This window comes from Niallia nealsonii, from assembly GCF_002835805.1.
Classification (GTDB): Bacteria; Bacillota; Bacilli; order Bacillales; family Cytobacillaceae; genus Niallia; species Niallia nealsonii.
Genome location: NZ_PISE01000041.1, coordinates 20421 through 41389 on the forward strand (window position 1 = coordinate 20421; position 20969 = coordinate 41389).

17 protein-coding genes and 1 tRNA gene are annotated in these 20969 nt (G+C 34.1%); 17 read left to right on the forward strand and 1 reads right to left on the reverse strand.

Features of this window, described 5'->3' with window-relative positions; genetic code table 11:
* The first annotated feature begins 319 nt into the window (after positions 1-319).
* The 14 genes from glmU (at position 320) to CWS01_RS17070 (ending at position 15992) form a co-directional block, all read left to right on the forward strand.
* On the forward strand, positions 320-1696 hold the full coding sequence (gene glmU, locus CWS01_RS17005; protein WP_101178371.1) for a bifunctional UDP-N-acetylglucosamine diphosphorylase/glucosamine-1-phosphate N-acetyltransferase GlmU: 1377 nt from the start codon (positions 320-322) through the stop codon (positions 1694-1696).
* Positions 1697-1785: 89 nt separating this feature from the next.
* Complete coding sequence (locus tag CWS01_RS17010) at positions 1786-2742, forward strand: ribose-phosphate diphosphokinase (RefSeq protein WP_101178372.1); 957 nt, start codon at positions 1786-1788, stop codon at positions 2740-2742.
* 265 nt (positions 2743-3007) lie between these two features.
* Complete coding sequence (locus CWS01_RS17015; protein ID WP_101178373.1) at positions 3008-3646, forward strand: 50S ribosomal protein L25/general stress protein Ctc; 639 nt, start codon at positions 3008-3010, stop codon at positions 3644-3646.
* A gap of 190 nt (positions 3647-3836) precedes the next feature.
* Positions 3837-4400, forward strand: coding sequence for an aminoacyl-tRNA hydrolase (gene pth, locus CWS01_RS17020; RefSeq protein ID WP_101178374.1), 564 nt, complete (start codon positions 3837-3839; stop codon positions 4398-4400).
* 240 nt (positions 4401-4640) lie between these two features.
* Positions 4641-4871 carry an anti-sigma-F factor Fin family protein gene (locus CWS01_RS17025; RefSeq protein WP_101178375.1) on the forward strand — a complete coding sequence of 77 codons (231 nt, stop codon included), beginning with the start codon at positions 4641-4643 and terminating at the stop codon, positions 4869-4871.
* Between the two features lie 494 nt (positions 4872-5365).
* Positions 5366-8902 (forward strand): transcription-repair coupling factor, encoded by a 3537-nt coding sequence (mfd, locus tag CWS01_RS17030; RefSeq protein ID WP_101178376.1) that lies wholly within the window; start codon positions 5366-5368, stop codon positions 8900-8902.
* Positions 8903-9384: 482 nt separating this feature from the next.
* A complete protein-coding gene (spoVT, locus tag CWS01_RS17035) occupies positions 9385-9921 on the forward strand; it encodes a stage V sporulation protein T (protein ID WP_101178377.1) in 537 nt (178 codons plus the stop codon).
* A gap of 603 nt (positions 9922-10524) precedes the next feature.
* Complete coding sequence (locus CWS01_RS17040) at positions 10525-12129, forward strand: putative polysaccharide biosynthesis protein (protein WP_101178402.1); 1605 nt, start codon at positions 10525-10527, stop codon at positions 12127-12129.
* 4 nt (positions 12130-12133) lie between these two features.
* Entirely contained in the window at positions 12134-13597 is a 1464-nt protein-coding gene (gene yabN, locus CWS01_RS17045) for a bifunctional methyltransferase/pyrophosphohydrolase YabN (protein ID WP_101178378.1), read from the forward strand.
* A gap of 15 nt (positions 13598-13612) precedes the next feature.
* On the forward strand, positions 13613-13870 hold the full coding sequence (locus tag CWS01_RS17050) for an RNA-binding S4 domain-containing protein (RefSeq protein WP_101178379.1): 258 nt from the start codon (positions 13613-13615) through the stop codon (positions 13868-13870).
* Between the two features lie 210 nt (positions 13871-14080).
* Positions 14081-14380 carry a sporulation protein YabP gene (yabP, locus tag CWS01_RS17055; protein WP_101178380.1) on the forward strand — a complete coding sequence of 100 codons (300 nt, stop codon included), beginning with the start codon at positions 14081-14083 and terminating at the stop codon, positions 14378-14380.
* Entirely contained in the window at positions 14377-15003 is a 627-nt protein-coding gene (yabQ, locus tag CWS01_RS17060) for a spore cortex biosynthesis protein YabQ (RefSeq protein ID WP_101178381.1), read from the forward strand. The genes yabP and yabQ overlap by 4 nt, the downstream gene beginning before the upstream one ends.
* An 18-nt stretch (positions 15004-15021) precedes the next feature.
* A complete protein-coding gene (locus CWS01_RS17065) occupies positions 15022-15408 on the forward strand; it encodes an FtsB family cell division protein (protein ID WP_101178382.1) in 387 nt (128 codons plus the stop codon).
* Positions 15409-15515: 107 nt separating this feature from the next.
* Positions 15516-15992 (forward strand): S1 domain-containing RNA-binding protein, encoded by a 477-nt coding sequence (locus CWS01_RS17070; RefSeq protein WP_101178383.1) that lies wholly within the window; start codon positions 15516-15518, stop codon positions 15990-15992.
* 137 nt (positions 15993-16129) lie between these two features.
* Here the strand turns inward: CWS01_RS17070 and CWS01_RS17075 are convergent.
* Positions 16130-16203, reverse strand: a tRNA-Met gene (locus CWS01_RS17075).
* A 454-nt stretch (positions 16204-16657) separates the two neighbouring features.
* Between CWS01_RS17075 and spoIIE the strand changes: the two genes are divergently transcribed.
* The 3 genes from spoIIE (at position 16658) to CWS01_RS17090 (ending at position 20943) form a co-directional block, all read left to right on the forward strand.
* Entirely contained in the window at positions 16658-19129 is a 2472-nt protein-coding gene (gene spoIIE / locus CWS01_RS17080) for a stage II sporulation protein E (protein WP_101178384.1), read from the forward strand.
* Positions 19130-19223: 94 nt separating this feature from the next.
* Complete coding sequence (locus CWS01_RS17085; protein WP_101178385.1) at positions 19224-19958, forward strand: vWA domain-containing protein; 735 nt, start codon at positions 19224-19226, stop codon at positions 19956-19958.
* On the forward strand, positions 19927-20943 hold the full coding sequence (locus CWS01_RS17090) for a protein kinase domain-containing protein (protein WP_101178386.1): 1017 nt from the start codon (positions 19927-19929) through the stop codon (positions 20941-20943). The genes CWS01_RS17085 and CWS01_RS17090 overlap by 32 nt, the downstream gene beginning before the upstream one ends.
* Positions 20944-20969: the final 26 nt, after the last annotated feature.

A 20969-nucleotide genomic window follows, 5' to 3' on the forward strand; every position in this document is an offset into this window, starting at 1 on the left:
TTCTTAATTCCCTTTATTTTCTAAGGTAAACCTTTCTTTCTTCTAGTATGATAGTATTATTGTTTTATAAATGGTTTTATTCTTTCTGTTAAATGCATTAAAGTTACATATATAGTAAAAGTTTTTTCTAATAAGAAGAGGAAATAAGGAAAATTTACTGCAATTATAGATGTCCAGCAAAAATAAAATAATGTAGATCTGCATAAATATTTTTATATGTGGAGAGAAATCATGAAATAGCTGAATCCTTTCTTGAAATCAGACAGTATTTAAGATAATATTTTTAATGGATAAAAAGGTTTATATTGGAGGCCTGTGAATGTTAACTCGTTACGCAGTCATTTTAGCTGCAGGACAAGGAACTAGAATGAAGTCAAAATTATATAAAGTGCTTCATCCTGTATGTGGAAAAGCAATGGTGCAGCATGTTGTTGACCAAGTTTTAAATCTTCAAATAAAGGATGTTGTGGCAGTAATAGGGCATGGTTCTGAACAGGTTAAAGCACAGCTAGGCAATAAGGTAAAGTATGTTAACCAAGCAGAGCAGTTAGGGACAGCACATGCAGTAATACAAGCAAAAGACCTTCTTGATAATAAAGAGGGGGTTACCTTAGTAGTCTGTGGAGATACCCCGCTTATTAAGTCAGAAACGCTTGAGGCACTGTTTAAACACCATGATGAGACATCTGCTAAAGCTACTATTCTCACAGCAGTAACTCAAAATCCAAGTGGGTATGGGCGTATTGTACGTAATAGTCATGGACAAGTGGAAAAGATAGTTGAGCATAAAGATGCAACAGATGAAGAGAGATTAATTACAGAAATCAATACAGGAACATATTGTTTTGATAATATGGCATTGTTCCATGCTCTAAATCAAGTATCTAATGAAAATGCGCAAGGCGAATATTATTTGCCGGATGTAATAGAAATCTTGAAAAAGCAAAACGATATCGTTGCTGCTTTTCAGACTGAAGATTTCGAAGAGACATTAGGAGTAAATGATCGTGTGGCGTTAGCAGAAGCAGAAGCACTTATGAAAAAAAGAATAAACAAATTCCATATGCAAAATGGCGTTAGCATTATTGACCCTGAAAATACGTATATAGAGGCATCTGTTAGGATTAAAGAAGATACAGTAATTATGCCAGGGTCTATTTTGTCTGGAGATACAGTGATTGATTCAGATTGTGTAATTGGACCACATACTGAAATAAAAAACTGTGTTGTTGGCAAAAATACAGTTATTAAACAATCTATTGCACATGATAGCAAAATTGGTTCCGAAGTAAATATAGGACCATTCGCACATATTCGACCACAATCGAATATAGATGATGAAGTCAAAATTGGGAATTTTGTCGAAATTAAAAAAGTAAGCTTCGGCAAAGGTAGTAAGGCATCTCATTTAAGTTATATTGGAGATGCTGAGGTTGGCAGTGATGTAAATATTGGATGCGGTACAATAACCGTTAATTATGATGGCAAAAATAAATTTTTGACAAAAATTGGGGATGGAGCATTTGTTGGATGCAACTCTAATTTAATTGCACCAGTTACGATTGGTGAAGGAGCATATGTAGCTGCTGGTTCGACTATTACGGAAGATGTGCCAGGCAATGCACTTTCTATTGCTCGTGCCCGTCAAGTGAACAAGGAAAATTATGTAGAAAAATTACAACAAGATAAAAACTAGTGGTAAATGGAATAAGAGCTAAAAGTTTTCTTATTCCTTAACAAAAAGGAACAACCTATTAGTTAGGAAAAAGCCAATGGAGGTTCAGGATGTCAGTTAAGAATTTAGATCCAAATTTGAAGTTGTTTAGCTTAAATTCAAACCCTGATTTAGCTATGGAAATCGCTAAATCTATCGGAGTAGAATTAGGGAAATGTTCGGTTACAAGATTTAGTGATGGAGAAATTCAAATCAATATTGAAGAAAGTATCCGTGGATGTGATGTATACATTATTCAATCTACAAGTGCTCCAGTAAATGAACATATTATGGAACTGTTGATTATGATTGATGCCTTAAAACGTGCTTCTGCAAAAACAATTAACTTAGTTATTCCTTATTATGGATATGCAAGACAAGATAGAAAAGCGAGAGCTCGTGAACCTATCACTGCTAAATTAGTAGCAAACCTTTTAGAAACAGCTGGTGCAACACGTGTTATTACATTGGATTTACATGCTCCGCAAATTCAAGGATTTTTTGATATTCCTATTGATCATCTTATGGGTGTTCCGATTCTAGGGGAGTATTTCAGTAAACGTGAATTTGATGGAGATATTGTTATCGTTTCTCCAGATCATGGTGGTGTAACAAGAGCTCGTAAACTTGCTGAGCGCTTAAAAGCACCGATTGCAATTATTGATAAGCGACGTCCTAAACCAAATGTGGCTGAAGTAATGAACATCGTAGGCAATATTGAAGGAAAAATAGCTATACTTATTGATGATATTATTGATACTGCTGGAACTATTACACTTGGCGCTAACGCTCTTGCTGAAAATGGGGCAAAAGAAGTATATGCTTGCTGTACACATCCTGTTTTATCTGGTCCGGCGATGGAGAGAATTAAAAATTCAAAAATAAAAGAACTTGTTGTAACCAATTCCATTGAACTTGCTGAAGAAAAATTATCAGATAATGTTATTCAATTATCTGTAGCAGATCTTTTAGGTGAAGCTATTATTCGAGTTCATTCAGACCAATCCGTTAGTCTTTTATTTGATTGAAAAAATGAAGGCAGTCCCTTTTAATAGAAGGCTGCCTTTTTACTATATCTATTAGTTAAACAAATTTAAGGACGCTATTTTCAGTATTGCAGGCATTTATAGCCTAGATGCCTAAAGAGCAAAAAAAATCTTTTCTCCTTCTTATTCCTTATCTGTAAATGAAAATTTTTATATTAGATGAAACGGCTATGTTTAAATCTTCCTTATTTAGGGCATTTTTTAATTAGAGTGTTTCTTGAAAAAATAATGGAAGGTGATTAATTAAATGAGTACTTTATTGCAAGCAAAGGAACGTACGGAATTTAAACATTCTACACTAACAGGTTTACGCCAAAATGGAGGTATTCCAGGAGTGGTTTATGGGACAAAAACAACTAACACTTCCATATACTTAGATGAGGCAGATTTTTTAAAAGTAATGAAAACGGTTGGACGCAATGGTGTAATCGAGCTCGATGTAGATGGAAAAAAACATAATGTTGTCCTAAATCACTATGATTCAGATCCGATTAAGCGGAAAATTCTCCATGTTGATTTCCTTGCAGTTGACTTATCCCAGGCTATTACAGCTACGGTAAAAGTTTCTTTAATAGGAGATGCTCAAGGAGTAAAGGATGGCGGCGTTCTGCAGCAAGCATTACATGAAGTAGAAGTAACAGCAAAACCGAATGATATCCCAGCTGCAATTGAAATTGCAGTTGATGAATTACAAGTTGGAGATACACTTACGATTGCAGATATAAAAGGTTATAATGGAGTAGACATTAACCATGAAAAAGAAGAAGTAATTGCTTCTATTCTAGCTCCTAGACAAGAAGAAGAAATTAGTACAGGGGAACAGCAAGAAGGTGGCGTGCCTGATAATTTAGAAGGCAGAGAAACTGTGAAAGAGGAAATAGAATAACGAAATAGTTAAGCTATTAACAGTTTTTACCCTTTGTACTAGTTGATTTAATGAAGTGATAGATGGAAATTTGTCTCTATTACGCTTGATACATGCAGGAATGGGAGGATTTGTCCTTTAAGAAAGTTCTTAAAAGGATAAACCCTCTTTTTCTATATGAGAGTTTATTTTTTACAAAGGGAGATTTTATATGAAATTAATTGTTGGTTTAGGAAATCCTGGAAAACCATATGAAAGTACAAGACATAATATTGGTTTTGACATTATTGACCGTATTGCACAAGATTATGGTATTTCTTTAGATAAAGCAAAGTTTAAAGGCATTTTTGGAATGGGTACAATAGAAGGGGAGAAGGTTATACTATTAAAGCCTCTTACATATATGAATCTTTCAGGTGAATCGATTCGTCCGATTGTGGATTATTATGATGTAGAATTGGAAGATATTATAATTATCTATGATGATTTAGATTTACCTGTTGGAAAAATAAGATTACGGCAAAAGGGAAGTTCTGGTGGACATAATGGCATTAAATCAACTATTGCTCATCTAGGAACAGAAAAATTTAACCGTATTCGCATTGGCATTGACCGACCGAAAAATGGTATGAAAGTTACAGATTATGTTTTAGGAAAATTCACCCAAGAAGAACAGGCTGATTTAGAAGCTGTTATCAAAAAAAGTTCAGAAGCTTGTGGGCAATGGATGAAGGAACCATTTTTGCAAGTGATGAATAAATATAATATTCAATAAAGTAAAACTTCAATCAGTGAGGGGATTATTGAATTAGTAAAGCGAGATAGTAATAAAAAATAGGGAAATTAAGCATTATTTTTTTATTTTGTCATATAATAGAATAGTTAAAAAGTAAACTTATTAATCATATGCTCTCAACTGATTAAATGGTTTCTTAATCCAGTTAAAGGTATAGATAACTTGTCATTTGTAAATACTAGCAATTAAAGTCATTACGATTGGCAAGGAGGCTCGAGCATGGCTATTCATTATCACTGCAGACATTGTAGCGTTAATATGGGAACACTTGAAACAGAGTCTGTAGATATTAGTAGATTAGGAATTCATTTGTTGACAGATGAAGATCGAGTAGAAATGGTTAATTATAGTGAAGATGGACATGTACATATAAAGTCCATTTGTGAAGATTGCTATGAATCATTAACAAAAAATCCTAATTTCTATGAAAATAATTACTTAATTCATTAAAAATTATGCCGCTATTTATTAATGTTTTCCGGATTGGAACAAAAAACTAGAGGGTAACCCCAAAAAATTGTTCATATCCCCTCTACTAGTAGAGGGGGTGAATGTGTTTGGGGAACCCTCGTTTTTCCATTTTATTAAATAAAGTTTGTTTAGTAGCGTCGGATAAAAAATGATGGAATTGATATATCAATGGCGTTTCATGCAGGAATATTAGATATGTTTATCGTATATAAACTCACTAGCACTTTTATTTATACCTTTTAGCAAAAAAATATAAACCTAGAGCTAATTCTTTTTTATGATATGTGGACACTTATAGATATGGAGATAATGCTTAATTAAATAAGGAAAGGCAAAAGTGAAAATGATTACTTATGTGCTGCCATTGCATAAAAAAGGATAAAAACTATAGATTGGGGGAGCATGATTTTTATGTTCCTCTTCCGTTATGGTTATCTTAATGCTGAAGTTTTCAGTAAGGAGGGAAAAATCCATTGTTAGGGCTAAAACAAGAATTTAACCAACAAGAAGATATTCAAAATCTCATTTCTGGTTTTGAAGTGGGGTTACATGAGCAATTAGTATCAGGGCTGTCAGGATCAGCAAGAACATTGTTTTTGACATCGGTATATGAGAGAACGAAAAGGCCTTTATTGATTGTTACACATAACTTGCTTCAAGCTCAGAAACTTTATGATGATATTACAAATATAATTGATGAGAAAGAAGTATTCTTATATCCTGCCAATGAATTGATAGCAGCAGAAATAAGTATTGCAAGTCCTGAACTTAAAGCCCAGCGAATTGAAGTTTTAAACCACTGGACAAAAGAAAAAAAAGGAATCATGATTGTTCCTGTTGCTGGTTTAAGAAAGCTGCTTCCCCCATTAAAGATGTGGGATAATAGTCAAGTAAGGGTAGAAGTTGGAAAGGAAATGGATCTTGAAGTACAGTTAAAGCAATTTGTTCAAATGGGATATGTAAGAAATGATATGGTTTCTGCACCAGGCGAATTTAGTGTTAGAGGAGGAATTATTGATATTTATCCTTTAACAGAAGAAGACCCATTACGAATTGAATTATTTGATACGGAAATAGATTCTATTCGTAGATTTTCTCTAGAGGATCAAAGGTCAAAGGATAAATTATCAGCAATAAATATTGGCCCTGCAACAGAAGTCCTATTTAGCGAAGAGGAGGTAGTATCGCTCATTGCTAAAATGGAATCAGGACTTGCAAAAAGCCTGAAAAAAGTAAAAGATCCTGCGATAAAAACATTGCTGGCGCGAAATATCGGACATGAAATAGAGCAATTAAAAGAAGGACAAAAACCAGAACAATTATATAAATATTTGTCCATTCTATATGGAAAGCAAACAAGTTTAATAGATTATTTGCCGTCTGATGGACTTATTTTCATTGATGAAATTAGTAGAGTTCAAGAAATGAATGATGCCTTAGAGAAAGAAGAAGCAGACTGGTACACAAGCTTACTCCATGAAGGGGAGATTATTCATGAATTAACATTATCTCAAAATGTTAATTATCTGCTTCACCAGTCTAAGCAATCAATTGTTTATTTATCTTTATTTTTAAGACATGTTCAAAATACAAATCCACAAAATATTATTAATATATCCTGTAAACCAATGCAAAGTTTTCATGGACAGATGAATGTCCTTAAAACAGAAATAGAACGCTGGCAGAAAAATCAGTACTCTATGCTTATTATAGGGAGTGATCAAGAGCGTTTAGAGAAGTTAGAACAAGTGCTTAGGGATTATGAAATAAATAGTGTTATCAAGGACAGGGGTCAATCTGTTATTCCTGGACAGATACAGCTTATAGAAGGGAATCTTCAATCTGGATTTGAGCTGCCCATTTTAAAAATGGCTGTTCTAACAGAAGAAGAATTATTTAAAACAAAAACGAAAAAAAGCTCGAAACGAAGGCAAAAGCTATCTAATGCAGAAAGAATTAAAAGTTACTCTGAATTGAAGGTTGGGGACTATGTCGTTCATGTCAATCATGGGATAGGAAAATACCTTGGAATAGAAACGTTGCAAATAAATGGTGTGCATAAAGATTATCTCCATTTAAAATATCAAGGTAGTGATAAACTATACGTACCTGTTGAACAAATTGATTTAGTGCAAAAGTATGTTGGGTCTGAAAGCAAGGAACCTAAAATATATAAACTAGGTGGAAATGAGTGGAAGAGAGTAAAACGCAAAGTAGAATCTTCTGTTCAAGATATTGCCGATGATTTAATTAAATTATATGCAGAAAGAGAAGCATCTGTTGGATATGGATTTTCACCAGATGGAGAAATGCAGAGGGAATTTGAAGCTTCGTTTGCTTATCAGGAAACAGAGGACCAATTGCGATCTATTAATGAAATAAAAAAAGATATGGAACGAGAAAGGCCAATGGACCGTCTTCTTTGTGGAGATGTTGGATATGGAAAAACAGAAGTAGCCATTCGTGCTGCATTTAAGGCAATTGCCGATGAAAAGCAGGTGGCATTATTAGTACCAACTACTATTTTGGCACAACAGCATTATGAAACGCTTAGAGAGCGTTTTCAAGATTATCCAATTGAGATTGGTCTATTAAGCAGGTTTAGAACAAGAAAACAGCAAACGGAGACAATGAAAGGTCTGAAAGCAGGAACGATAGATATTGTTGTAGGGACACATCGGATTCTATCAAAAGATATTTCTTATCGAGATTTAGGTTTACTGATTATTGATGAAGAACAACGATTTGGTGTAACACATAAGGAAAAAATTAAGCAGCTTAAAACCAATGTAGATGTTTTAACCTTAACTGCTACACCAATTCCCAGAACACTGCATATGTCTATGCTAGGAGTAAGGGATCTTTCTGTTATTGAAACACCACCAGAAAATCGTTTTCCAATTCAAACGTATGTTATGGAGTATAATGGTGGATTAGTTCGTGAGGCAATTGAAAGAGAGCTTGCACGCAATGGGCAAATATACTTTTTATATAATAGAGTAGAAGATATCGAAAGAAAAGCAGAAGAAATATCTATGCTAGTCCCAGATGCAAAAGTTACTTATGCACATGGAAAAATGACAGAAAATGAATTAGAATCTGTTATGCTTAGTTTTCTTGAAGGAGAGTATGATGTTTTAGTAAGTACCACTATTATTGAAACAGGTGTAGATATTCCTAATGTTAATACATTAATAGTGCAAGATGCTGATCGGATGGGACTTTCTCAGCTTTACCAATTAAGAGGTAGGGTAGGACGATCTAACCGTGTTGCATATGCCTATTTTACCTATCGCAAGGATAAGGTATTAACAGAGGTTGCAGAGAAACGTTTACAAGCAATTAAAGAATTTACAGAGTTAGGTTCCGGCTTTAAAATTGCGATGAGAGATTTAACCATTAGAGGAGCAGGTAATCTCCTGGGTTCACAACAGCATGGATTTATTGATTCTGTTGGTTTTGACTTATATTCTCAAATGTTAAAAGAGGCAATAGAAGAGCGTAAAGGAACAATTGATGAAGAAAGCAAACAAACAGTAGAGCTAGATCTTGATATAGATGCATATATCCCTGATTTTTATATAAATAATGGCCAGCAAAAAATTGAAATGTATAAAAGGTTTAGAGGAGTTGCATGTTTAGATGAATTAGCAGAACTTCAAGAAGAAATGGTGGATCGTTTCGGCGATTATCCACCTGAAGTTGCCTATTTATTTAAGCTGACAGAAATGAAGGTATATGGAAAACAAGCTGGAGTAGAATTAATCAAACAAAATAAAGAAGAAGTGCTGATACTCTTATCAGAGAAAAGCAGCAATGTAATGGATGGGCAAAAGATATTTGAGAAAAGCTCTAAATATGGAAGAATGATTGGTCTTGGAATGGAAGGGAAAAAATTAAAAATCGTTTTACATGTGAAAGGAATAGAAACAGATAAATGGCTTGAGGCTTGTTATGAAATGGTGGAATCATTAAATAGCTTTAAAAAAGAACCGCAAGAGACAAGTTAATAAGGGGGAGGGGTGTTTCAAATAGTATATTTGGGACACTCCTTTTTCGGTTGTATATTTTGCTGTTGTAAAAGTATTTTGATTAGCCGGTTGGCAGGAATAATACTATTTATTTTAAGGTTTAAATAGTTGAGACAAGGGTATCTAAATAAATATAAGGGAATTGGAATTTAATGGTCTGTCGGAAGCTTTTACTTTTCGTTTTGTGAAGGAGTGCTGCTAGTTTTTCACTTATTTAAGTCTATTTATGAACATAATTTAGTTAAGAAAGGATCTAAATATAGTAGAGAAAAACTAACCTAAGATATTCACTCTATCCTTATTTTTATGGAAATAATCATAATAAAAAGAAAAATTTTTGTTAAAGTGTATAGAACTTTCCATATGAAAGATACTATGTTTAAATATGGCGAACATTTCATAATTAGTTAAAGAAATATTTGCCAAATTAAAATCATCTGATGAAAGTGAGGCAACATGAAATGAAAGCAACTGGAATTGTGCGTCGAATCGATGATCTGGGTCGTGTTGTAATCCCAAAGGAAATCAGAAGAACATTAAGAATTCGCGAAGGAGATCCATTAGAAATTTTTGTGGATCGTGATGGAGAAGTTATTTTGAAAAAATATTCTCCAATTAGTGAACTAAGTGACTTTGCAAAAGAATATGCAGAGGCATTATATGACAGTTTAGGGAATTCTGTTTTAATATGCGATAGAGATACATATATCGCAATGGCTGGAGGCTCTAAGAAGGAGTACCTCAATAAGAATATAAGTGAATTAGTAGAAAAGTCAATGGAAGAAAGAGGCTCCATTTTAAAAAATCAACAAGAGCAATTAGCGTTAGTAGAGAATAATAATGAAAGTATTCAATCTTATACTATTGGGCCTATTATTGCAAATGGAGATCCAATAGGAGCAGTTATTATTTTCTCAAAGGAAAATCCGCTTGGAGAAGTAGAAAAGAAAGCAGTGGAAACCGCAGCTGGCTTTTTAGCTAGACAAATGGAGTCATAAAGAAGATAAAGTGTTTCCGCAAAAAGACAGCTGCTTATCATGCTGTCTTTTTGCCATAATATTTAAGAGGTTTTTATTATGCATCAGTCTGATGAAGATAAATTATTCATCGGATTTTTTATGTTTATTATTTAAAAGGCAGGTAGCAGGTGGCTGTGCTTATCAAACTTAGAACTATGCTATAATACTAGTGTTGAACTGCCATCACTCGCTTGAAGTGGAGGGTTTCTACGAACACCAGTGTATTCACTAATTATGGAGTAGGCTCTACCCGTAGTCCCTACGGTGAAAACTTTTAGAATCTTGTACATTGACTCATCACGCATCCTACTTTAGCTTGGTTTTTGCAATTTCGGTATGCGTGGGCGTTTAGAACGTTAAAGATTTTACCTAGCAGACGCTTTTCCTGCCAGACTCCATATCTTCCGTTTTCAAAGAACAACTTACAGAAATATTACAGTACAACTGTTCGTGTTATTCAACAATTTAGATTTATGCCTACCGACATTCATCTCCCACTTACTCATTAGGCTACGCCCTTCGCATTCCTTGAAGCGGGGGTTTTTGTCGGGAAGTGATAAAAATTAGGAAGGGGCTTTTTTGGTGAAGCCTAATATTCATACAAATAATTGGTTTAAAGGGGCATTTATTCTTACAATAGGGGCACTAATTACAAAGGTGCTAAGTGCAGTTTACCGCATTCCATTTCAGAATATTGTAGGAGATACAGGCTTTTATATATACCAACAAGTATATCCTTTTTATGGAATAGTAGCAGCTGTTTCTACATATGGTTTTCCTGTTATTCTTTCTAAAATATATACGGAAATAAAATTGGAAGGAAATAAGGGGGGGATAGCTACATTAATAAAATCTGCTTTTTTTCTATTGTCTTGTATAAGTATTTTCTCCTTTTTTCTATTGTTTTTTTGCTCAGACTTGCTAGCAGAATGGATGGGGGATAAAGAGTTAGCTTTATTATTAAAAGTTATTTCCTTTTCTTTTCTTTTTTTTCCTTTTTCAACAATGTTAAAAGGAATCTTTCAGGGGGAGGGGGACATGCTTCCGATTGCCGTATCCCAAGTGGGAGAACAGCTAATAAGAGTCAGCACTATTTTAATTGCAGCAACAGTTTTCATGAGTTATCACACGTCTTTATATACTGTTGGAGCAGGTGCCATGTTTGGTTCTGTGACAGGAGGTTTGATCTCGCTTCTAGTATTGTTCTACTATTATAAAAAAAGAAACATTGCTCTTTATAAACCTAGATTGGTACGGGATAGTTATAATAAGAATCTTTATAAAAGAATTATTTTTGAAGGTTTTACCATTTCTATTAGTAGCATGCTTCTTGTTTTAATGCAGTTGGCAGATTCTTTAAATCTATATGGACAGCTTGTTTTGTCAGGAATAGAAAGTGATGCTGCAAAATCTTTAAAGGGAATTTATGATAGAGGACAGCCTTTAATTCAAATGGGTTCGATTCTTTCTATTTCGATGGCGTTGACGCTTGTTCCTTTTATTGCAGGAGAAAAGCTGAAAAATAATAAAAATGAGCTGATAGAAAAAATTAAATTATCGTTAAAAATAGGACTATTTATTGGATTAGGTGCAACAATAGGGTTATTTGGCATTGTAAAAGAGACTAATATTATGCTTTTTGAAAATGCAAATGGTTCTTCGGTTCTTGCTAGTTTGACTTTTGTCATATTTTTAAATGCAATTATTTCTACATGCACGGCAATATTGCAAGGACTAGGCTATTCTTTATATCCTGCAATCGTTATTTTAGGTTCGATTTTTGTAAAATATGGATTAAATATATTGCTAATTTCTAAATATGGGACACTTGGAGCGGGGATTTCCTCTAATATTACTCTTTTTGTTATTATGGTTTTATTAGTGATGAAGATGATGTCTATAATAAAGAAGCCATTGTTTGATAAAAAAAGTGTCTGTGTTATTGGATATAGTGCAATTGTTATGTTTATCTTATTAAAACTATATCTATATATAACCAATTTTATGGAACCTTTGTTTCACTCTATCCGTATCTTGGCTAGTTTTCAGGCGATGAGTGGTGTAGCAATAGGCGGGATTGTCTATTTGTTTATAGTAATGAAAGCAGATATTTTCAAAGAACAAGATTTGCAATTGTTGCCTTTGGGCAGCAAGCTATCATTTTTTTTACCAACAAAAAGGAGGTAATGTTTTGAATAAAATTACTATTGTAGGGCTAGGAGCAGGCGATATAAACCAGCTTCCTTTAGGAGTCTATAAACTATTAATGCAAAAGGATAAAAGAACTTATTTAAGAACCAAAGATCATCCTCTTGTGCCGGAACTAGAAGCGGAAGGGGCAAGTTTTACTTTTTTAGACGATATTTATGAGAAGCATGACCAATTTGAAGAAGTTTACAAAGAAATAGTTGCCATTCTTCTAACAGAGGTTAAAAAAGAAGAAATTATTTATGCTGTTCCAGGACATCCTCTTGTTGCTGAGAAAACAGTACAGCTTTTAATAGAAAAAAGTGAAAATGGTGTAGTGGATTTAGCATTTGGCGGGGGACAAAGCTTTTTAGACAGCATTTTTCAATCATTAAAGGTCGATCCGATTGATGGATTTCAATTGCTAGATGGCACTGCATTATCTATTGATGATATACAATTTCGCAATCATCTAATTATTGGCCAAGTATATGACTCTTTTTCTGCTTCAGAAGTAAAATTGACATTGATGGAAAGACTTCCGTACGATTATCTTGTTAAAATTATAACAGCTGCGGGCAGTACAGATGAATGGATAAAAGAAGTTCCCTTGCATGAATTAGATAGAGAAGTAAATTTAAATAATTTGACTTCTGTTTATGTGCCTCCAGTGAAAGATGAGGAGCTATTAAATAAAGAATTTTCGAGATTGCGCCAAATTATTGCTACATTAAGGGGGCCTGATGGCTGTCCTTGGGATAAAAAGCAAAACCATTTATCATTGCGGAAGTATTTAATAGAAGAATGTTTTGAACTAATTGAAGCAATAAATGAAGAGGATATCGATCATATAATAGAAGAACTAGGCGACGTTTTGCTTCAAGTAATGTTGCATAGTCAAATTGGAGAAGACGAAGGGTTCTTTAGTGTACATGATGTTATTGATGGCATTTCTGCTAAAATGATTAGAAGACATCCCCATGTGTTTGGAGATAAAGATGCTGAATCAGTGGATGATGTAATGGAGCATTGGCAAAAGGCGAAAAGTCTAGAACATACGGAGAAACCAAAATCAGTTTTAGATGGAATAAATGAAGCAGCTCCTAATCTTTTAAGAGCGTATGAATTGCAGAAAAAGGCTGCGAATGTTGGCTTTGATTGGCCAGAAGTAGAAGAAGCATGGGGAAAAGTTCAAGAAGAGCTGGAAGAGTTTAAAGAAGAGCTGAAATTAAAACAAAGTACAGATAAAATGGAAAAGGAATTTGGAGATATTCTTTTTTCACTTGTGAATATAGCAAGATTTTATAAAATAGATCCTGAACTAGCCATTCACCAAACAAATCAAAAATTCAAGCGACGTTTCCGATATATAGAAGGAAAAGTGAGTGAAATAGGTAAATCGATTCATGAGTTGGATTTGGAATCATTAGATAAGCTTTGGAATGAAGCAAAAGAAAAAGAAATTTAAGCGGAGGGAATTATTTTGAGACTAGATAAATTTTTAAAGATATCAAGATTGATTAAAAGAAGAACATTGGCAAAAGAAGTGGCGGATCAAGGAAGAATATTGATTAATGGTCAACAAGCCAAGGCTAGCTCGAATGTAAAAGTAGGGGATGAATTGCAAGTTCGATTTGGTCAAAAAGTGGTAACGGTGAAAATAGAGTTATTGCAGGATTCCACTAAAAAGGAAGATGCAGCAAATATGTATACAATTCTTAAGGAAGAAAGCCTTTCTTAAAGCTGCATTTTCATATTTATAATAAGCATAAGTTTAAAAATAGAAATAGGTGGGGAAAAAGATATAAGGATAAAAAATATACTTATTTTCTCTATTTATTAATAGCTTTTATTATATAAGTGTGTATCGGAAAGCTTGTTCTAATTTATTATTATCCTTCATACAATTGTACAAGTAGCAATGTACTAAGTGATTGTGAGGGATAAATAGATGAGCCAATATTATGAATCGAATTCATCCAAAAGCAGTAATGTAGAGCATGATGTGATAATGCGGGGAAGAAAGCTTGTAGACATTACTGGTGTTAAGCAGGTAGAGAGCTTTGATAGTGAGGAATTTCTTTTAGAAACAGTAATGGGTTTTTTATCGATACGGGGCCAAAATCTTCAAATGAAAAACTTAGATGTAGAAAAGGGGATTGTTTCTATCAAAGGAAAGGTTTTTGATTTAGTATATGTAGATGATAATGGAGACAAGGCTAAGGGATTCTTTAGCAAGATATTCCGATGACGCTATCGGTCCAATTTATGACCATGCTTGCTATGATTGGTATGGGCCTGTTTTTTGGAATTAGTCTAGAGACATATCAATATTTTTTAAAAAGACCGGTACGAAAAAGACTGATTGTTTTTTTTCATGATCTTTTATTTTGGATTTTCCAAGCACTATTGCTGTTTTATGTTCTTTTTCTTGTTAATCAGGGAGAAGTGCGAATCTATATAATTTTAGCCCTTTTTTTAGGGTTTGCGATTTATCAGGCACTATTAAAGAAAGTATATCTTAGGTTATTGAAACTGGTTATTTCTATTAGTATTCGGTTCTATCAACTTATTGTTAAGCTATTGATTAATCTAGTCTATAAACCGATTAAATCCTTAATTTTTCTCCTTATATCTATTGTTGTATTTTTATATAAGGGACTTATGGCACTGGCGAGGGCTGCTGTTAGGGTATTAAGCTTTATCTTGAAGATAATGTTTCTACCATTCAAATGGTTATTCTCCCTCATTTGGCTGTTATTGCCGAAACGAGGTAAAAATTCAGTCGAGAAGTTTTCAGGTGAAATGGCAGGATATTTCCATAAAATAAAGAAATATTGGATTAATTGGATAACTAATAGAAAAAAACAATAGCGAAAGGAGGAGCGGTGTATGAGTGCAATAAAAAAACCAGATGTTGCAAATTTACAAACAGAATATAATATAAAACAAGAGGCTAATAGCTTGAGTGCGGCAAGAAGAAAAAAATTGCTTTTTCGCAGATTGACATTATTTTTTCTATTTGCATTTGTTATGGGCTTTATAATGATCTCCACACTCATATCTCAAAGCTCCACTTTGGATGAGAAGATAGCCGAAAAGAAGAAATTACAAGTAAAAGTAGCATCTCTTCAAGAAAAAGAAAAAGAGCTAAATGATCAGATAGTGAAGCTGCAGGATGAGGATTACTTAGCAAAATTGGCGAGGAAAGATTTATTTTTATCTGAAAAAGGAGAAATAATCTTTAATATTCCAGAAGAAAAAGAGGAAAAGAAATAAAATGGAAATGAATAAGAATGACAGTTATATTGACACTCTTTTTTTCCATTATGTATAATATGTTATAAGCATGATTTTTTATATCCTTAAGGAGGCAAAACTTTTTTATGTCAATCGAAGTAGGCAGCAAGTTACAAGGAAAGGTTACAGGTATTACTAATTTTGGTGCGTTTGTTGAACTCCCTGAAGGAGCAACAGGTCTTGTTCATATTAGCGAGGTCGCAGACAATTATGTTAAGGACATTAATGAACATTTAAAAGTAGGCGATCAAGTAGAAGTAAAAGTTATCAATGTGGAGAAGGATGGGAAAATTGGCCTATCCATTAAAAAGGCAAAAGAGAGACCAGAGAGACCAGAGAGACCAGAGAGATCATTTGAACGCGGAGAAAGAAGAGAGTCTAGAGGTGGATATTCTAATAACTCTCAAAGACCACGTCATGCGAAGCCAAATGAAAATCGTGCGCCTAAAGAGAATTTCGAGTCGAAAATGGCCCGTTTCTTAAAAGATAGTGAAGATCGTTTAGCTTCACTTAAACGAAATACTGAGTCTAAACGCGGGGGAAAAGGCGCTAGACGAGGGTAACTTGCTGCTGAATTTCTAATAAATAGCACGGTTTATCGTTTATATATTCCCGTAGCTTTAAGCAAGCCAGTTAGGCTTGTTTTTTTGTTGGTTAAAAAATAAAAAAACTATAGAACATTATTCTATAGTTTTTTAGATAGCGGCAGAGGGGATCGAACCCCCGACCTCACGGGTATGAACCGTACGCTCTAGCCAGCTGAGCTACGCCGCCATATTTATATAGTTATCAGACACAATTTATATATTACAAAATAATTATTAAAAAGTCAATAGTTTTTTTAAAGACTCTTTTCGTAAACCTTAGTGTTTGACAGCACATTCATTTCTACAATCACGGAGAAGATATTTTTAAAAAATATATCATCGATTGCAAGTATAGGAGAATTTTAATATTTAATTATTTATATTTACTTTTTGACAAAATGAGGCAAAAAAATTGGGGAGAGGAAAAAATACTTTTTTTACGAAATAGTTGATTTTACTACGTTTTTTAATATTTAAAAGGCTCTATAATAACTTGTGTTTTATCGAAATATGTATTTTATTAAAAAAATAAGTGAAAGAAGTCGACCGAAATTTTTATGCTTGTCTGCCGTTTTGACAAACTTCTAATACTAAGCATTCTATAATTTTCAGCAACGATACTGGATAGGGAGTGTAGTTAAATGGAAAAAGTAGAAAGGGACTTAATAGACACAATAGGTGAAGTTAATTTTGGGAAATCGAAGGCCGGATTTGGGGTATTTCTTAATAAATTTCATGTCAAAATAGAGAACCTTTTTATCGTAAAAGGGTATATGCTCCTTTTCATCGGTTTTCTGTTGGGGAGGGCATTAATTTTAGCAAAATTAACTCCATTTACTCTCCCCTTTTTTGCAGCAGTTTATTTAACTAGAAAAGAGAAAGCTCCCATTGCATTAGTTGGGTTAATTGGAGGAGCAGCAACCATTTCTTTGAAAGAATCATTCTCTAGTTTTGCACTTTCCTTTATATTTCTTGTTATTTATAAATTATTAAGCAAATGGAAAAAAAATGAACAAAGTCTCGTCCCATTTATCGTTTTATTGAGCTTGGTTGGAGGCGGTTTAGTAGAAAGTTATTTATTTCAGGGAGAAATTACTTTATATAGCGGAATGATGTCACTTGTAGAAGGAAGCTTGGGTTTCATTTTAACATTGATTTTTTTGCAAAGTCTTCCATTGTTATCTTTCAATAAGCGAAGACAAGCATTAAAAACGGAAGAGATTGTTTGTCTGATTATTATGTTAGCATCGGTTATGACTGGAACAATCGGGTGGACTGTCTACGATATGTCTGTTGAACATATTATGTCGAGATACTTAGTATTATTATTCGCCTATATTGCAGGAGCCACTATTGGATCAACTGTAGGAGTTGTGACAGGTTTGATTTTTAGCCTTGCAAATGTATCTAGTTTTTATCATATGAGCTTGCTTGCTTTTTCTGGTTTATTAGGTGGACTGCTGAAAGAGGGGAAAAAGGTCGGGGTAGCTTTAGGGCTTTATATTGCTACGTTGCTTATAGGGATGTATGGTGAGGGAGGCGGCGTATTATCCATTTCTATTATGGAAACAACCATTGCCGTCATTATTTTTATGTTGACGCCCCAGCTTTTAACTACAAGAATTGCAAAACATATTCCAGGAACAACGGAATATTCAATGGAGCAACAGCAATATATGCGGAAAATGCGGGATGTAACGGCACAAAGGGTATCCCAATTTTCTACGGTTTTCCATGCTTTATCAAAGAGTTTCTCTTCAAATCAAAACCTCGCCGAAAATGAAGATCATGATAGAGAATTGGATTATTTTTTAAGTAATGTTACAGAAAAAACATGTCAAACATGCTTTAGGAAGGAACACTGTTGGGCAAGGAACTTTAATACAACCTATGACTTTATGAAAGATATTATGACAGAAATGTCTGAGACAAATGGTAATATTTCATTAAGTTTAGCAAGAGATTGGGAAAAACATTGCACAAGATCGAAAAAAGTAACAGATGCTATCCATCAAGAGTTAACATTATACCAGGCGAATCAAAAGCTAAAAAAACAAGTGCAAGAAAGTCGAAAACTTGTTGCAGACCAGCTTCAAGGTGTATCAGAAGTAATGGAGGACTTTGCTAAGGAAATCCAAAGAGAAAGGGAAAATCATCATAAGCAGGAAGAATTAATCCTAGATGCTATCCAGAAGTTTGGCATTGATATAGAGAACGTAGAAATATACAGTTTAGAACAAGGAAATGTGGATATAGATATTACCATTCCATATAACACGGGGTATGGTGAAAGTGAAAAGCTGATTGCACCGATGTTATCTGATATTTTAGGAGAAAATATTATTGTGAATACAGAAAGTCTATATTCTAATGATTATAGTCATGCAACGTTTCGATCTGCTAGAGCATTTGTTGTAGAAACAGGAGTAGCGCATGCTGCCAAAGATGGAGGATTTATTTCCGGAGACAGCTATTCTACCATTGAACTTGGGTTAGGAAAATATGCGATGGCGATAAGTGATGGCATGGGGAATGGAGAACGTGCACATATAGAAAGTGAAGAAACTTTGCAGCTTCTTCAAAAAATTCTTCAATCAGGAATTGAAGAACAAGTCGCTATAAAATCCATTAATTCTGTACTGTCTTTACGGACAACAGATGAAATTTTCTCTACATTAGATTTAGCCATGATTGATTTGCAAAATGCTTCAGCTAAATTTTTAAAAATAGGATCAACGCCAAGCTTTATTAAAAGAGGAACAAAGGTCATAAAAATTCAAGCAAGTAATTTGCCGATGGGGATACTTCAGGAGTTTGATGTAGATGTAGTAAGTGAACAATTAAAGGCTGGCGATTTGCTTATTATGATGAGCGATGGCGTTTTTGAGGGACCAAAACATGTAGAAAATTTTGATTTATGGATGAAGAGAAAAATTAAAGAGCTAAAAACCAATAATCCACAAGAGATTGCCGATTTAATTATGGAAGAAGTGATTCGTTCTAGATCTGGCTTGATTGAAGATGATATGACAGTGTTAGTTGCACAAATTAATCACAATACACCGAAATGGAAATCTATTCCGGTTCAAACATATAGTCAAGAGGCGAATTAATGGATTAGTAGAGGATAAATAATCTGAATTATAAGTATAAATACGCCCTATTCCGTCGAAAATGGAAATAACTCATAAATGGAGGGGAGTAATTATGAAAACTGGTAAACTTAAACAAATCCTTCTAATCACAGATGGCTGCTCTAATCAGGGAGAAGACCCGATAGCGATGGCTGCATTAGCTATGGAGCAAGGAATTACTGTTAATGTAATAGGTGTGATGGAACATGATACGATAGAAGAGCGAGGGATGCAAGAAATTGAAGATATTGCTCTTTCTGGTGGAGGAGTAAGTCAAGTTGTGTATGCCCAAGCATTAGCGCAAACCGTTCAAATGGTTACAAAAAAGGCAATGACACAAACATTACAAGGTGTTGTAAATAAAGAACTTCAGCAAATATTAGGGAAATCCAAAACAGTAGAAGACCTACCCCCAGAAAAAAGGGGAGAGGTAATGGAAGTTGTGGATGAATTAGGTGAAACGGTAGAGCTAGAAGTTCTTATTCTTGTCGATACAAGTGCTAGTATGAAGCATAAACTCCCAACGGTAAAGGAAGCATTAATTGATCTGTCTTTAAGTTTAAATGCAAGGTCTGGAGAAAATAAATATGCTGTTTTTGTATTTCCCGGGAAAAAGAAAGAGGTGGAAAAACTGCTTGATTGGACACCTAGATTAGAGTCGCTTACTACTATATTTTCTAAACTTTCCACAGGTGGCATTACACCAACAGGTCCGGCTTTAAAAGAAGCTATTCACTACTTTAAAAATAAACGCTCATTAAGGGGCTTAATTTCTCATGATGATGAATACTTCGAAGAGTCCATTTAGAATCCATTCAGGTACAGTTATTAAGGGGAAGTGGCATGGAAATAATTATACTATCTTAAAAGAACTAGGTTTTGGTGCAAACGGGACTGTTTTTTTAGCAGAATGCAAATTGGGACAATTTGCATTAAAGATAAGTGATAATGGACTGTCAATTATTTCTGAAGTAAATGTATTAAAATCTTTTGCAAAGGTCCAAGGTTACAGCCTTGGACCTTCTTTGGTAGACGTAGATGATTGGGTGACAGGAAGGGGAACAATATCTTTTTATGTAATGGAATATATAAAGGGACCTGAACTGTTAACGTTTATTTCCCAGAAGGAGAGCTCTTGGATAAACGTATTAATGATTCAGCTATTAAAAGATTTACAAGTCTTGCATGATAATAATTGGGTTTTTGGCGATTTGAAACCAGAAAATTTAATTATTACAGGTCCTCCTACAAGAATTAGATGCATTGATGTAGGGGGGACAACGATAAGGGGGAGAGCCATTAAGGAATTTACAGAATTTTTTGATCGGGGCTATTGGGGGCTAGGGACAAGAAAGGCAGAACCATCCTATGACCTATTTGCTGTTGGTATGGTAATAATGAATATTGCCTATCCAAAAAGGTTTAATAAAACAACAGGAGGGATTGCCCAATTAAAAGCCATGATTCAGCAAAAAAAAGAATTGAGGCCATTTGAAAATGTTCTGATGCAGGCTTTTATGGGAAAATACAGCAATGCTAACGAAATGAAACAGGCACTATTGCAGCTTTCTAGCGGAAGCAAAGTAATGAAAAATACGATAGACACATCATCGGCCAATCAGGTGAAAAGCCAGACTGCTACTCCGAAACAAAAAACAGCAACTAACCAAAATACAAGAAGTAGGCAACTAGTAAAAAAACGAAAAAGGAAAACAGGTGTTTTAGAATCATTGCTTCTTATTCTCATTATCTCTTTACTATATTTTTTTTACATTTATGGTCAGTTAACTTAACACTGGTATATAAAAGATAACTCTTA